This window comes from Romboutsia maritimum, assembly GCF_002251085.2.
GTDB classification, from domain to species: domain Bacteria; phylum Bacillota; class Clostridia; order Peptostreptococcales; family Peptostreptococcaceae; genus Romboutsia_B; species Romboutsia_B maritimum.
In genome coordinates, this window is the sequence record NZ_NOJZ02000005.1 from 55573 (window position 1) to 69873 (window position 14301).

General features: G+C 28.8%; 13 protein-coding genes and 2 other annotated features (1 of these 15 only partly in view). Of the genes, 12 read left to right on the forward strand and 1 reads right to left on the reverse strand.

What is annotated here, in order from left to right; translation table 11 throughout:
• The first annotated feature begins 124 nt into the window (after window positions 1-124).
• The 6 genes from CHF27_RS04675 to thrS all read left to right on the forward strand — a co-directional run bounded on the left by CHF27_RS04675 (window position 125) and on the right by thrS (window position 7839).
• A complete protein-coding gene (locus CHF27_RS04675) occupies window positions 125-1693 on the forward strand; it encodes an ABC transporter ATP-binding protein (protein WP_095405213.1) in 1569 nt (522 codons plus the stop codon).
• On the forward strand, window positions 1686-2771 hold the full coding sequence (locus CHF27_RS04680; protein WP_095405214.1) for an ABC transporter permease: 1086 nt from the start codon (window positions 1686-1688) through the stop codon (window positions 2769-2771). Before CHF27_RS04675 ends, CHF27_RS04680 begins: the two co-directional genes overlap by 8 nt.
• Window positions 2771-3706, forward strand: coding sequence for an ABC transporter permease (locus tag CHF27_RS04685; protein WP_095405215.1), 936 nt, complete (start codon window positions 2771-2773; stop codon window positions 3704-3706). The genes CHF27_RS04680 and CHF27_RS04685 overlap by 1 nt, the downstream gene beginning before the upstream one ends.
• Before the next feature lie 310 nt (window positions 3707-4016).
• Window positions 4017-4817 (forward strand): putative sporulation protein YtxC, encoded by an 801-nt coding sequence (locus tag CHF27_RS04690; RefSeq protein WP_243444946.1) that lies wholly within the window; start codon window positions 4017-4019, stop codon window positions 4815-4817.
• Window positions 4818-4981: 164 nt separating this feature from the next.
• Window positions 4982-5584, forward strand: a complete 603-nt coding sequence (locus CHF27_RS04695; protein ID WP_095405216.1) for a DUF445 domain-containing protein — start codon at window positions 4982-4984, stop codon at window positions 5582-5584.
• 51 nt (window positions 5585-5635) lie between these two features.
• Window positions 5636-5866: a binding site (T-box leader), on the forward strand.
• A gap of 53 nt (window positions 5867-5919) precedes the next feature.
• Window positions 5920-7839 (forward strand): threonine--tRNA ligase, encoded by a 1920-nt coding sequence (thrS, locus tag CHF27_RS04700; protein ID WP_095405217.1) that lies wholly within the window; start codon window positions 5920-5922, stop codon window positions 7837-7839.
• Window positions 7840-7898: 59 nt separating this feature from the next.
• On the opposite strand, the gene CHF27_RS04705 is transcribed toward thrS, so the two are convergent.
• Entirely contained in the window at window positions 7899-9302 is a 1404-nt protein-coding gene (locus tag CHF27_RS04705) for an ATP-dependent metallopeptidase FtsH/Yme1/Tma family protein (protein ID WP_095405218.1), read from the reverse strand.
• A 407-nt stretch (window positions 9303-9709) separates the two neighbouring features.
• Between CHF27_RS04705 and infC the strand changes: the two genes are divergently transcribed.
• The 6 genes from infC to CHF27_RS04735 all read left to right on the forward strand — a co-directional run bounded on the left by infC (window position 9710) and on the right by CHF27_RS04735 (window position 14054).
• The gene (infC, locus tag CHF27_RS04710) at window positions 9710-10276 is read left to right on the forward strand and encodes a translation initiation factor IF-3 (RefSeq protein WP_199533611.1); all 567 of its coding nucleotides are present in this window, start codon (window positions 9710-9712) and stop codon (window positions 10274-10276) included.
• Window positions 10277-10303: 27 nt separating this feature from the next.
• Entirely contained in the window at window positions 10304-10498 is a 195-nt protein-coding gene (gene rpmI, locus CHF27_RS04715) for a 50S ribosomal protein L35 (RefSeq protein WP_095405219.1), read from the forward strand.
• A gap of 59 nt (window positions 10499-10557) precedes the next feature.
• Window positions 10558-10914: a 50S ribosomal protein L20 gene (gene rplT, locus CHF27_RS04720; protein ID WP_095405220.1), complete on the forward strand. Its 357-nt coding sequence runs from the start codon at window positions 10558-10560 to the stop codon at window positions 10912-10914.
• Window positions 10915-11139: 225 nt separating this feature from the next.
• Complete coding sequence (locus CHF27_RS04725; RefSeq protein WP_095405240.1) at window positions 11140-12507, forward strand: TrkH family potassium uptake protein; 1368 nt, start codon at window positions 11140-11142, stop codon at window positions 12505-12507.
• A gap of 75 nt (window positions 12508-12582) precedes the next feature.
• Window positions 12583-13254, forward strand: a complete 672-nt coding sequence (locus tag CHF27_RS04730; RefSeq protein ID WP_095405221.1) for a potassium channel family protein — start codon at window positions 12583-12585, stop codon at window positions 13252-13254.
• A gap of 2 nt (window positions 13255-13256) precedes the next feature.
• Window positions 13257-14054, forward strand: a complete 798-nt coding sequence (locus CHF27_RS04735) for a TrmH family RNA methyltransferase (protein WP_095405222.1) — start codon at window positions 13257-13259, stop codon at window positions 14052-14054.
• Window positions 14055-14107: 53 nt separating this feature from the next.
• Window positions 14108-14301: a binding site (T-box leader), on the forward strand; it runs 41 nt beyond the window's last position.

Below are 14301 nucleotides of genomic sequence, written 5' to 3' on the forward strand. Positions count from 1 at the left end.
TAGCAACACTAAAACAAAAATTAAAGACTTAATAAAAATTTTGTCGAAAATAGTTTGTTATGACGGCTTTGTTTTAGTATAATAAAAATACTGACTATTAAATAAAGGAGGGTAATCAAGAGCGATGAATAATAGTAATATCGACTACAGTCAAAAAGTTGTAGAGATGAAAAAGATAACTAAAAAGTTCGGAAGCTTCGTTGCTAATGACAACATAGACTTGACTGTGCACAAAGGTGAAGTACATGCTCTTTTAGGTGAAAACGGGGCAGGAAAGTCGACGCTTATGAACATATTATATGGTCTATATCATCCGACATCCGGTGAAATACATATAAATGGGAATTCAGTAAAAATGGATAATCCAAATGTAGCTATAGCTAATGGAATAGGGATGGTACATCAACATTTTATGCTTGTACAACCATTTACGGTAGCTCAAAATATAATACTTGGAACAGAACCAACAAAAGGTGCTGGTGCTATAGATTTAAAAAAAGCTATTAGTGATGTTAAAGGATTATCTGAGAGATATGGATTATATGTTGATCCAAATGCTAAAGTTGAAGATATAACTGTTGGTATGCAACAGAGGGTGGAAATATTAAAAGCACTATATAGAGGTGCAGAAATTTTAATACTTGATGAGCCTACAGCAGTTCTTACTCCACAAGAGATACAAGAGCTTATACAAATTATAAGAAACCTAACTAAAGAAGGTAAATCAGTAATTATAATAACTCATAAGCTTAAAGAAATTAAGGCAGCAGCTGACCATTGTACTATAATAAGAAGAGGTAAATATATAGATACAGTTAAGGTTTCTGAAACTACTGAAGATGAATTAGCTGCAATGATGGTAGGTAGAGAAGTAAACTTCAAAGTAGATAAGAAAAAAGCTGAACCTAAACAAACAGTTTTAGAAGTTAAAGATTTAGTTGTAAGAGATAATAGAAAAATAGCTGCTGTTAATGAATTCTCTATAGAAGTTAAAGCTGGGGAAATATTAGGAATAGCAGGTATAGATGGAAATGGTCAGTCAGAATTAGTTGAAGCTCTTACTGGTCTTAGAAAAGCTGAATCAGGTAGCATAAAAATAAACAACAAAGAAGTTTTAAACAATAATCCTAAAGACATGTTTAATAAAGGTATAAAAAATATACCTGAAGATAGACAAAAGAGAGGATTAGTATTAGACTTTACTATTGCTGAAAATACAGTTTTACAAAACTATAAAGAACCTAGATTCTCTAAAAATGGAATACTAAATAATGATGCAATAGAAAAACATGCAAAAGAAATAATAGAAAGATTTGACGTAAGACCTACTGATTATACGACTAAAGCAAGAGCTTTATCTGGAGGAAACCAACAGAAGGTTATAATTGGTAGAGAAGTTGATAATATAGAAATATCTAGAGCAGCTACAAATGAAGCGCAATTATTAATAGCAACTCAACCAACAAGAGGTCTTGATGTTGGAGCTATAGAATTCGTTCATAAATCATTAGTAAAACAAAGAGATGAAGGTAATGCTGTATTATTAGTATCTTTAGAACTAGATGAAGTTATGAATGTATCTGATAGAATAGCAGTAATTTACGAAGGAAAAATTGTAGGAATTGTAGATGCTAATGATGCAGATGAAAATACACTAGGATTTATGATGGCAGGAGGTGCAGACCATGAGTAGTAAAGCTAAAAAATTCTCACTGGCTAACAGCACAGTATTATTTTCTCTAGTATCTATAGTACTAGGACTTATGGTTGGGGCAATAGCTCTAATAATTGCAGGGTATGACCCTATAGCAGCATATTCGGCTATGATAGAAGGTATATTTGGAAAACCTAAATTTATAGCTTGGACTATAATAAGATCTACACCACTTATATTAACAGGTCTTTCAATTGCATTTGCATTTAGAACAGGACTATTTAATATAGGAGCAGAAGGTCAGTTTATAGTAGGAGCACTAGTGGCAACATTAGTAGGAGCAGGAATTGACTTGCCTATGATTATACACGTTCCATTTACTCTTTTAATAGCAGCATTAGCTGGAGGTATATGGGGTGGAATTGCAGGATCGTTAAAATCTAAGTTTGGTATAAATGAAGTTATAGCAACAATAATGTTAAACTGGATTGCATTTTATTTAAGCAACTTTATGATAAAAACTACATGGCTTGCTAAACCAAATAGTGAAGCGTCAGTAGATATACATGAATCAGCAAGAATAGGTATAGATTGGTTAACTGGTCTAGTTGGACCTGCCACAAAGGTAAACTGGGGTATCATTATATCTATAATATTTGTTTTTATAATAGCATTTATATTATTTAAGACTACTCTAGGATTTGAGTTAAGAGGAGTAGGACATAATAAATTTGGTGCAGAATACGGTGGAGTAAATGTTAACAAATCTGTATTACAATCTATGGCTATAGCAGGATTACTTGCGGGTGTTGCAGGTGCAATACAAGTTATGGGTGTATCTAATAACATAACTATATTAGCAGCTCAAGAAGGTTATGGATTTGATGGTATAGCAGTAGCATTAATTGCAAACAGTAATCCAATAGGAGTTATATTCTCAGGATTATTATTTGGAGCATTTAAATATGGTGGAACTAAGATGCAAGTTGTAGGAGCTCCATCAGAAGTAGTAAACATAGTTATAGGATCTATAGTTTACTTCATTGCATTAAGCAGTGTTTTAAGAATGTTATATGTTAAGTTCAAAGAGAGAAAAAGTAAAGGGGGCAATGTATAATGCAAGATTTCGCTCTAATTGTTAGTACAACTTTAATGTACTCTACACCCCTTATATTTACAGCATTAGGTGGAGTTTTTTCAGAGAATTCAGGTATAGTAAATATAGGACTTGAAGGTATGATGACTATAGGTGCCTTTGCGGGTGCGGCTGCAGGGTATCTTATGGGAAATCCTTGGATGGCGTTTTTAATAGGTGGATTAGCAGGAGGACTATTTGCTTTAATACATGCAATAGCAACTGTAAGTTTTAATGCAGATCATACAATATCAGGGGTTGCAATAAACTTATTAGCACCAGGGGTTGCATTATTTACATCTAAAATAATGTTCAGTGGGGCAACAATGACTCCGACTATACCAATGGAAAGCAAAATACCAAGACCTTTAAATGGTTTATTCCCACAAGGTGGAATATTAGATACTATGTTTAACTCATATGCTACAGTATTTCTAGCATTTATATTAGTATTCGTAGTATGGTATGTTTTATATAAAACTAAATTTGGTCTTAGAGTAAGAGCAGTAGGAGAGCATCCAGGGGCTGCAGATACTTTAGGAATAAATGTTAGTCGTGTAAGATATATGGCAGTTATAATATCAGGGATATTAGCAGGTTTAGGAGGAGCTTCAATGAGTTTAGCTGTAGTTTCTTCATTTAGACCAACTCTAATATCTGGTCAAGGGTATATAGCTATGGCTGCAGTAATATTTGGTAAGTGGAGACCACAATGGGCTATGGCAGCTTGTTTATTATTTGGTTTCTCAACTGCATTATCAGTATACTTTGGAAATCCAGAATTACCATTTAGTATAAATGAAAACTTATTATCTATGATACCTTATATAGTTACATTAATAGTACTTGTATTATTTGTTAAGAGTTCTAAGGCTCCAACAGCGCTTGGAAATCCATATAAAAAAGGTGAAAGATAATAAAAAAAGTGATAGCATAGCTATCACTTTTTTTATTTCTATAAACAGTTATAGCATAATACAAATTTTATTTAAAAATAGCAATTTTAAAAATTAAAAATATATATGTGGGATAAGTAAGATGAATTAAATATAAAAATATAGAAATAATAAAAAGTATATAGAAGGGAGGTTAAATTAAAAAAATAAAGTAGTATCCTAAATAGATTATTAAATATACAAAAGTATATAAAAACTGTTAAGTTTAGTAATGATATATTATCAAACTTAATCTCTATGTTCCTCTTATTACAAGAAAGGAGCGATAAATTTGACAGAAAATAAAATTCATCTAAGTTTTTTACCACAATATAAAAATCATGCAGCAGAATTATTAAATGATAATACGTTGAAAAAAGAATTATTGTGTGAAGATGGAATTATGGAATTAGTAATAGATGTAGATGTGAAAGATACTTTACACGTTGAACAAGTCTGTAAGGAAATAACAGGTTTAATAATTAACATAATGAAAAATAAATTATTAAAAGAATATATATTACAAAATAATAGTGATACATATGAATGGGATAAAGATGATATTTATATGTGTTCATTAGATTTATTTGAAAAGAAGGAACCTTTTATAAGTTATACTGTACAAAATAAAGTATATAATTATATATTAAATAATGATTATTTAAATATAGACGGATTTGTAACGTTTAGAATGAAAGAATTCATGAAGTATATTTCAGCAATAGGAGACATAGCATTAGAAGAATATTTAATAAAAAAAGATCAAGATGAATTTATAAGTGTTTTAAAATATTTCATTAATATACAAGAAGAAAAAATAGATTTATTACGAGTACATATAATGAATGATAGTTCATTTATCTTATACGATAAATATGGAAATAAAATACAAAATATTGAGGATGAAGAGATTTTAAATATGGTTATACGAGAAAATCTAAACTATGAAGATTTTTTGATAAGTACATTATTATCTTTATGTCCTAAAAAAATAGAAATTTTAGATTCATTGAAAAATAATTCTTCTAGTGAAATTGTAGATACAATAAAATCTATTTTTGGAGATAGAGTGAGTATAATATTACAAAATTAATAAATAGTCTATTTATAAATTAATGCTAAGAAATGATATCTAAATATGTTCTTATAATAGAATTAACTAATACTTTTGATTTATTATTTAAAATATATAGACATATATGATAGAATAATAAATTATGAGTAAATTAAGTTAATAGAAAGTTAGGAGATTTTGTTATGGACAATATTTTAAGGATACTAATCTTAGCAATTATAGGTGGGATGATAGGATATATAACTAATGTAGTTGCGATAAAATTAATTTTTAGGCCGATAGAGCCTATCAACATTCCAGTTTTAAATATAAATATAATCGGTCTTATACCAAAGAGAAAAAATGAAATAGCAGAAAATATAGGTGAAATTATTCAAAATGAATTTATATCAACAGAAGAAATTTTATCTAATATTGTAACAGAAGAAGATAAAAATAAGCTTGTTGAGTACATAAAAATAAAAGTGAAAATGATAGTACAAGAAAAAGCTGGCTTTATACCAGGACCCCTAAAAGGAATGGTTCAAAATTATATAAATGATATAATAGAAGAAGAGGTTAAGCAAAGTATAGATGATTTAAGTGAAGAAATGATAAATAAAGCCAATGAACGTATAAATGTACAAGAAATGGTAAAGGATAAGATTAATGATTTAGATTTATATGAATTAGAAAATATAATTATTAAAATAGCAAAGCAAGAATTAAAACATATTGAGGTGTTAGGTCTTGTGTTAGGTTTTATGATAGGTATAATACAAGGTGTAATTACAATATTTATATAAATATTACTATTGCTAGGTATGTAAGTATCTGATATAATTATACTAATTAAAAATTTAGCTATGAAGAGAAAGAGTAAAATAGATACAGTTTATCAGAGAAGAAGGGTCAAAGGCTGAGAGCCCATCTAAAAAATGACTATTTGAAAACTACCTTGGAGCAGAATTTAGTAGCATAAATATTATGTGAAAGTATTCGGTTGACTACCTTATAGTCATCAAGAGGGTTATATATTTTGTATATGCCAACTTGGGTGGAACCGCGAATTATTACTCGTCCCAAATATATTTGGGACGGGTTTTTTTATTTTATAAAAAAATATACAAGGAGGAAAATCATGATAAAGGTTACTTTGAAAGACGGATCAGTTAGAGAATATGAAAATAAGATGTCTGTTATGGATATAGCAAAATCTATAAGTGAAGGATTAGCTAGAAATGTTGTAGCAGCATCAGTTAATGGAAACATAGTAGGTCTTGACTATACAGTTGAGGGAGATTGCGAGTTAAATTTATTTAAATTTGAAGATGCAGAAGGCAAAGATGTATTTAGACATACTTCAGCTCATATATTAGCTCAAGCTATAAAGAGATTATATCCAGATGCTAAATTTGCAATAGGACCATCTATAGAAAATGGATTCTATTATGATATAGATTTAGAACAAAGATTAACATCAGAAGACTTAGAAAAATTAGAAAAAGAAATGAAAAAAATAGCTAAAGAAGATATAGAATTAGAAAGATATGAATTACCAAAAGAAGAAGCTCTAGCATGGGCTAAAGAAAATGGTGAATTATACAAAGTTGAACTTATAGAAGAATTACCAGAAGGAGAAGTAATATCATTCTATAAACAAGGTGATTTTACAGATTTATGTAGAGGACCACACTTACCTTCAACTAAAAAAGTTAAAGCAGTTAAGTTATTAAGTGTAGCAGGAGCTTATTGGCGTGGAGATGAAAAAAATAAAATGCTTCAAAGAATATATGGTATATCATTCGAAAAAAATAAAGATTTAGAAGAATACCTACATTTATTAGAAGAAGCAAAGAAAAGAGACCATAGAAAATTAGGTAAAGAATTAGAATTATTCTTTATACCAGAAGAAGGACCAGGATTCCCATTATTCTTACCAAAAGGTATGGCTCTAAAAAATGAATTATTAAAATTCTGGAGAGAAATACACAGAGAAGATGAATATGTAGAAATAGAAACTCCAATAATATTAAATAAAAATTTATGGGAAACTTCAGGACACTGGTTCCATTATAAAGAAAATATGTATACTGTTCAAATAGATGAACAAGACTATGCAATTAAGCCAATGAACTGCCCAGGAGGAATGTTATTCTACAAGTCTAAGCCACACTCATATAGAGATTTCCCTATAAGAGCAGCTGAATTAGGTAGAGTTCATAGACATGAATTATCAGGAGCGTTACATGGTTTAATGAGAGTTAGAGCATTTACTCAAGATGATGCTCATATATATATGTTACCAGAACAAATAAAAGATGAAATAAAAGGTGTAATAAACTTAATAGATAAAGTGTATAAGACTTTTGGATTTGAATATCACTTAGAATTATCTACTAGACCAGAATCTTCAATAGGTACTGATGAAGAATGGGAAACTGCAGAAAATGGATTAAGAGAAGCTTTAGAAGAGTTAAATCTACCATATATCTTAAATGAAGGAGATGGAGCATTCTATGGTCCTAAAATAGACTTCCATTTAAGAGATTGTTTAGGAAGAACATGGCAATGTGGGACTATACAATTAGATATGCAACTTCCACAAAGATTTGATGCAAGTTATGTAGGTCAAGATGGTGAAAAACATAGACCAGTTATGATACACAGAGTTGCATTTGGAAGTATAGAAAGATTCATAGGAATATTAATAGAACATTATGCTGGTAAATTCCCAGTATGGTTAGCTCCAACTCAAGTTAGAATACTTCCTATATCAGATAAATACAATGATTATGCTAATCAAGTTAAGAAAGTTTTATTTGATAAAGGTATAAGAGTTGAAATAGATGATAGAGCAGAAAAGACAGGATTTAAGATAAGAGAAGCTCAACTTCAAAAAATACCATATATGATAGTAGTTGGTGAAAAAGAAGAAGCTGAAAACAAAGTGTCTGTTAGATCAAGAGATAACGGTGAAATGGGAAGTTTAGAATTAAGTGAGTTTATGGAAACTTTATCAAAAGAAGTAGAAGATAGAGTAAATGTTATCCAAGCTTAATTATATTAATAAATATAAAAAAAGTAAGCCCAAAGGATTTATCCTAGGGCTTGCTTTTTTTAGTTAACAGCTTCTTTTTTTATTAGAGATTTTAATTCTTCATGAGTCATAGTTTCTTTATCAAATAAGAATTTAGAAACTACATGTAAATCATTTATATTATTATTTAAAAGATTTAGCGTTTCCTTATAGCAAGTTTCAACTATACTGTTAGTTTCTTTTTGAATTTGACTAGATAAAAATGTTTTTGTATTTCCGTCGATAGTCATAAAACCTAAATCACTCATTCCATAATCGCAAACCATTTGAGTTGCAATTTCAGTTACTTTTTTCAAGTCATCTTTTGCACCTGTTGACTTATGATTAAAGATTATTTCTTCAGAAGCTTTACCAGCAAGTAGTATTTTTATCTTTGAAATTAATTCATCTTTAGTATAAATGTATCTGTCTTCATCAGGTAACTGAAGAACATAACCTAAAGCTTCACCTCTAGGAACTATTGATATTTTTTGTATAGGGCATATACCCAACATGTCACTGATAAGCGCATGTCCAGCTTCATGGTAAGAAACTATTTTTTTCTCTTTTTCAATCAATTGAGAGTTTTTAGATTCTAAACCAGCGATAACTCTTTCAAGTGCTTTATCAAAATGAATATTAGTTATAATGTCACTATTATCTCTAACTGCAAATATGGCAGCTTCATTAGCTATATTTGATAAATGTGCACCATTAAAACCATGAGTTTTTTTAGCTAAAAGTTCTAAATCCACAGACTTATCAAGAGGCTTATTTTGAGTATGTACCTTTAGGATTTCGTGTCTAGTATGATAATTAGGAGCGCCTATGTGTATATGTCTATCGAATCTTCCAGGTCTAAGTAGAGCCTCGTCAAGTAAATCTAATCTGTTTGTAGCTCCAACGATAATTACGTTAGAATCTTTGTTGAATCCATCCATTTCAACTAATAGTTGATTTAAAGTTTGGTCTTTTTCGTTGTTGCTTTCTAAATGTCTTTTTGCACCAATAGCATCAATTTCATCAATGAAAATTATGCTAGGAGCTTCTTTTCTTGCTTTTTCAAATAATGTTCTAACACGTTTAGCACCAACACCTACATATTTTTCAACGAATTCTGAACCAGTAACATTGAAAAATGATGAGTTAGTTTCTCCAGCAACTGCAGAGGCTAATAATGTTTTACCAGTTCCAGGAGGCCCATAAAATAGAACACCCTTAGGAATTTTAGCCCCCATTTTTTGATATTTTTGAGGAGATTTCATGAAGTCTACTATTTCAAAAAGTTCTTCTTTTACCTCATCTAGCCCAGCAACATCATTAAATGTAGTCTTTGGTTTAGTGCTGCTTGAATCTTCATTAGGGTTTTCCTTTTCCATTTTTGTTTGTGCAAATACTGGGACTGGTTTGTTGATTTTCTTAAAAAAGTTATTTAACATTTTCATAGCCATACACCTCAGATAATAAAAATTATTTATTTACTTTATATTTTCCAAAGTTGCTAATATTTATTATTTAAAATTTTCCATAAATAAATCATAAATATACAACATCTTTAAGTATAACCACAATTTACTTAAATAATTACTAGCAAATATAAAATATATCTAATATAATAAGAGTGAAATTTATATATTTCATATTAAATTTAATTTAAAAAAAGTTAAAAAATATATAAAAAAGTATTGTACTTTTTTATTAAACATGTTATATTATATAAAGTAGTTAAGAAATAACAAGAAGAAGTCCGCTTCTCACCTTACAATCTAGGTTCGTAAGGTAAATATAAGTTAAAGTAATACATATTATAAGATATGTATTTGATATTTAGATTTGATAACTTATATGGCGGATGATAAAATCATTCGCTTTTTTTATTTTATATATAATAATTTGGAGGTGTCCTACCATTAGCAAAGAATTGTCAATGAATGATCAAATAAGAGATAAAGAATTAAGAATTCTCTCAGAAACTGGTGAGCAGCTTGGAATAATGTCTGCAAGAGAAGCGCAAACACTAGCAAATAGTAAAAATTTAGATTTAGTAAAAATATCACCAAATGCTAATCCGCCAGTGTGCAAATTAATGGATTATGGGAAATATAAATACGAGCAAGCTAGAAAAGAAAAAGAAGCTAAAAAAAATCAAAAAACAATAACTGTAAAAGAAGTAAGACTTAGACCAGGTATTGAAGCTAATGATTTAAATACAAAAGCAAACAATGCAATAAAGTTCCTTAAAAAGGGAGACAAAGTTAAAGTTGAACTTAGATTTAGAGGTAGAGAATTAGGACATAAAGACATTGGTAAAGAAGTAATGATTAAATTTATAGATTTAGTGAAAGAGTTTGGAGAACCAACAAAAGCCCCAGCATTTGAGGGTAATAATATGGTTGTAATCATAGATCCAAAAAAATAGATGATTAACTGAGAGGAGGAATTTATCATGCCTAAAATGAAAACTCATAGAGGTGCTGCTAAAAGATTCAAAAAAACTGGAAGTGGAAAATTAAAGAGATCTAAGGCTTTCAGAAGACACATACTAACTAAAAAATCAGCTAAAACTAAAATGCAATTAAGAAAAGCAGGAATAGTTAGTGAAGGTGATGCTAGAAGAATAGCACAATTATTACCATACTAAAAATCGGATTAATAAAAAAATAGATAAACTAGAAGAGGAAAATAAAGGAGGTCATAACGATGGCAAGAGTTAAAAAAGCTATGAACGCTCGTAAAAAGCATAAAAAAGTATTAAAACTTGCAAAAGGATTCATAGGATCTAGAAGCAAATTATATAGACCAGCAAATACTTTCGTAATGAAGGCATTAAAAAATGCATATATAGGTAGAAAGTTAAAGAAAAGAGATTTCAGAAAACTTTGGATACAAAGAATAAACGCTGCTACTAGAATGAACGGAATGTCTTATTCAAGATTCATGAATGGATTAAAATTAGCAGGTGTTGAAGTTAACAGAAAAATGTTATCTGAAATGGCTATACAAGATCCAGAAGGATTTGCTAAATTAGTAGAAGTAGCTAAGTCAAAATTAGCTTAATATAAATCGATTATATTACAAAAAGCCTTTGAATTATATATTCAAAGGCTTTTTATTGTTAAAAAATATAATATTTTTATAAGGTGGGCATAATATGTGAATATTAAAAAATTAATAAATAAAAATTGAATTTTTATAGTGTTGTTTTTAAATAAAAATTGGAATATAATAGAGTAATGATTATGAGGTTTACACAAAAAGGAGGTCTATATTAAAGTGAAGACTATGTTTAAAAGGCTTGCTATGTATATTAATAAATTAGATCCATCTAGAATTATGGTTATAGGTTTTGCTACTGTAATATTAATAGGAGGTCTTTTATTAAATTTACCTATATCTACTCAAAGTGGAGAAAGTATAGGTTTATTAGATGCATTATTTACAGCAACATCAGCAGTATGTGTTACAGGTCTAATAGTTGTGGATACAGCAACATACTGGAGTCACTTTGGTCAAGTAGTTATAATAACATTAATACAAATTGGTGGACTTGGATTTATGACAACTACTACGATGTTTGCTCTTATAACTAAAAAGAGAATAAATTTAAGGGAAAGACTATTAATACAGGAATCATTAAATCAAATAGATTTGTCTGGACTAGTAAAGCTAACAAGATATGTAATATTAATAACATTTTTAATAGAAGGAATGGGAGCATTATTATTGTCTACAGTATTTATACCTCAGTTTGGATTATCTAGAGGTATTTGGTATAGTATATTCCATGCTATATCAGCATTTTGCAATGCAGGATTTGATTTAATGGGGTCAGTTACTGGACCATTTTCTTCTGTAACATCATATGTAAATAATTTTACGATAACACTTACTATATCAGGGCTTATAATACTAGGTGGGATAGGATTCCCTGTTATACTTGATGTTATAAAACATAAGAGATTGTCAAAACTAAATCTACATTCTAAAATTGTTTTATTTACAACTACAATGCTTATAGTTATAGGAACATTAATGATATTATTTTCAGAATTTAATAATCCAGATACTTTAGGAAAACTAAATCTGAATGGAAAAATATTAGCTTCAATATTCCAATCAGTTACATTAAGAACTGCAGGATTTAATACGATAGATTTAACTTTATTACATCAAGGAAGTATATTTGTAATGATAATTTTAATGTTTATAGGAGCATCTCCTGCATCTACTGGTGGAGGTATAAAAACTACAACATTAGCAACATTATTCCTTACAGTAAAAAGCTTTATATTTGAAAAGGCAGATATAGAAGTTTATGAAAAAAGAATAGGTATTTCTACAGTTAGAAAATCCTTAGGTATATTTTTTATAGGCATATCTGTAGTAGTATTAGGAACTCTATTAATATCACTAGGAGAGCCAAAATTTACTTTAGTTGAAGCTGGATTTGAAGTTGTATCAGCATTTGCTACAGTAGGATTAAGTATTGGAGGAACTCCAAGTTTAGGTATATTAGGAAAAACTTTAATTATGTTGTTTATGTTTATGGGAAGAGTCGGATCTCTTACTATATTTATGGCATTAGTATCTAAAGGTACAAAGAAAAATCAATTAATTAGATATCCAGAAGGAAAAATAATAGTAGGATAAATTTTAAAAATAAAATATATGTTAGCTAAAAAATTATGTAATATTTAGTTAAATATTATATTGGAGGAAAGGTTTATGAAACAATATATAGTTATAGGATGTGGAAGATTTGGAGCTTCAGTAGCTACGACAATGCATATTTTAGGTCACCAAGTTATGGCTATTGATAAAAGTGAAGATATAATCCAAAATTTATCGGATAAAGTAACTCATGCAGCAATTGTAGATGTAACTGATGAATTATCTCTTAGATCTTTAGGTTTAGGTAATTTTGATGTGGCAATAATAGCAATAGGATCAGATATAAGAGCATCAATAATGGCAACTCTTATAGCCAAAGAAATGGGAGTAAGTCAAATTGTATGTAAAGCAAAAGATGAACTACAGGCGAAAGTTTTATATAAAATCGGTGCAGATAGAGTGGTATTCCCAGAGAGAGATATGGGGGTTAGAGTTGCGCATAATTTAGTTTCTGATAATATACTAGACCATATAGAGTTAGATCCAGAGTATTCTATAGTTGAAATAGTAACGCCAAGTGGTTGGGTAGGAAAAACATTAATAGAATTAGATTTAAGAGCTAGATATGAAATAACTGTATTAGCTATTAAGTCTGGTAAAAGCATAAATGTTACACCTTCTCCTTCAGAAGAACTTAAAACAGGCAGTATATTAGTTGTAATAGGAGAAAATAGTAAAATAAGCTCTATAGCTACTGAAAATAAGGATTTAATTAGGAGAAGATAGTAATGACTACTATAATAACTAGCAAAGATAATGAAAAGATAAAATATACTAAATCATTACTTAAAACAAAAAACAGAACAAAAGAATCTAAATTTATGATAGAAGGATACAGAATTTTAACTTTAGCAATACAATGTAATGCTAATATAGATTATGTATTTATAAATGAAGATTTTGAAAATAAAGATGAACATGAGCAGTTTTTAAAAGAGCTTAGTATAAAAAATATAAATATATATAAAACTACAAATAAGATATTTAAAGAATTAATAGATACAGAAAATACTCAAGGTATTATAGCTGTAGTTAAGTTTAAAGAAAGAACCTTAGAAAATAATTTGAATGATCAAAGCAAATTTGTATTAGTATTAGATAGAATACAGGATCCTGGTAATATGGGAACTATAATCAGAACAGCAGATGCAGCAGGAGTGGATGCTATAATAACTTTAAAGGGTTGTGTAGATATATATAATCCAAAAGTTATAAGATCTACTATGGGATCTATATTTGATATGAATATAATTAATGCAACACAAGAAGAGGCAGTTAGATTGTTGAAGTTAAAGAACTTTGATATAGTATCTAGTTATCTTAATACAAATAATTTTTATAATGAAATAGAATATAATTATAAGGTTGCACTAGTAATAGGAAATGAAGCAAATGGAATAAATGATGATTTAATATCTAAGTCAGATACCTTAGTAAAGATACCTATATATGGAAATGCAGAATCTTTAAATGCAGCTATAAGTTCAGCTATATTAATGTATGAGATAAAGAAATACTTAGTCTAATATATTGTAAGAAAATCATACATATGGTATAATAATATATCAAAATGTAAATAAAAAATACTGTGAAAGAGAAAAGTATTTTGATTTAACTTAGCACAGAAATAAGTACCTAGGCTGGAAGTACTTTCTAAGTATTCAAAAGAAGTTCACTCTGGAGTATTAAAGCTGAAAATATAGTAGGCTTTAACGTTAAAACGCGTTAAGTTTTTAGAGGTGGTTTAATAATAATAGTTTTTATTATTAAACT

What these genes read in the sequence shown, in the direction of transcription:
- CHF27_RS04675 (WP_095405213.1), top strand. Translation starts at nt 125, where the DNA reads ATGAATAATAGTAATATCGACTACAGTCAAAAAGTTGTAGAGATGAAA.
- CHF27_RS04680 (WP_095405214.1), top strand. Translation starts at nt 1,686, where the DNA reads ATGAGTAGTAAAGCTAAAAAATTCTCACTGGCTAACAGCACAGTATTA.
- CHF27_RS04685 (WP_095405215.1), top strand. Translation starts at nt 2,771, where the DNA reads ATGCAAGATTTCGCTCTAATTGTTAGTACAACTTTAATGTACTCTACA.
- CHF27_RS04695 (WP_095405216.1), top strand. Translation starts at nt 4,982, where the DNA reads ATGGACAATATTTTAAGGATACTAATCTTAGCAATTATAGGTGGGATG.
- thrS (WP_095405217.1), top strand. Translation starts at nt 5,920, where the DNA reads ATGATAAAGGTTACTTTGAAAGACGGATCAGTTAGAGAATATGAAAAT.
- CHF27_RS04705 (WP_095405218.1), bottom strand. Translation starts at nt 9,302, where the DNA reads ATGAAAATGTTAAATAACTTTTTTAAGAAAATCAACAAACCAGTCCCA.
- infC (WP_199533611.1), top strand. Translation starts at nt 9,710, where the DNA reads ATGATAAAATCATTCGCTTTTTTTATTTTATATATAATAATTTGGAGG.
- rpmI (WP_095405219.1), top strand. Translation starts at nt 10,304, where the DNA reads ATGCCTAAAATGAAAACTCATAGAGGTGCTGCTAAAAGATTCAAAAAA.
- rplT (WP_095405220.1), top strand. Translation starts at nt 10,558, where the DNA reads ATGGCAAGAGTTAAAAAAGCTATGAACGCTCGTAAAAAGCATAAAAAA.
- CHF27_RS04725 (WP_095405240.1), top strand. Translation starts at nt 11,140, where the DNA reads ATGTTTAAAAGGCTTGCTATGTATATTAATAAATTAGATCCATCTAGA.
- CHF27_RS04730 (WP_095405221.1), top strand. Translation starts at nt 12,583, where the DNA reads ATGAAACAATATATAGTTATAGGATGTGGAAGATTTGGAGCTTCAGTA.
- CHF27_RS04735 (WP_095405222.1), top strand. Translation starts at nt 13,257, where the DNA reads ATGACTACTATAATAACTAGCAAAGATAATGAAAAGATAAAATATACT.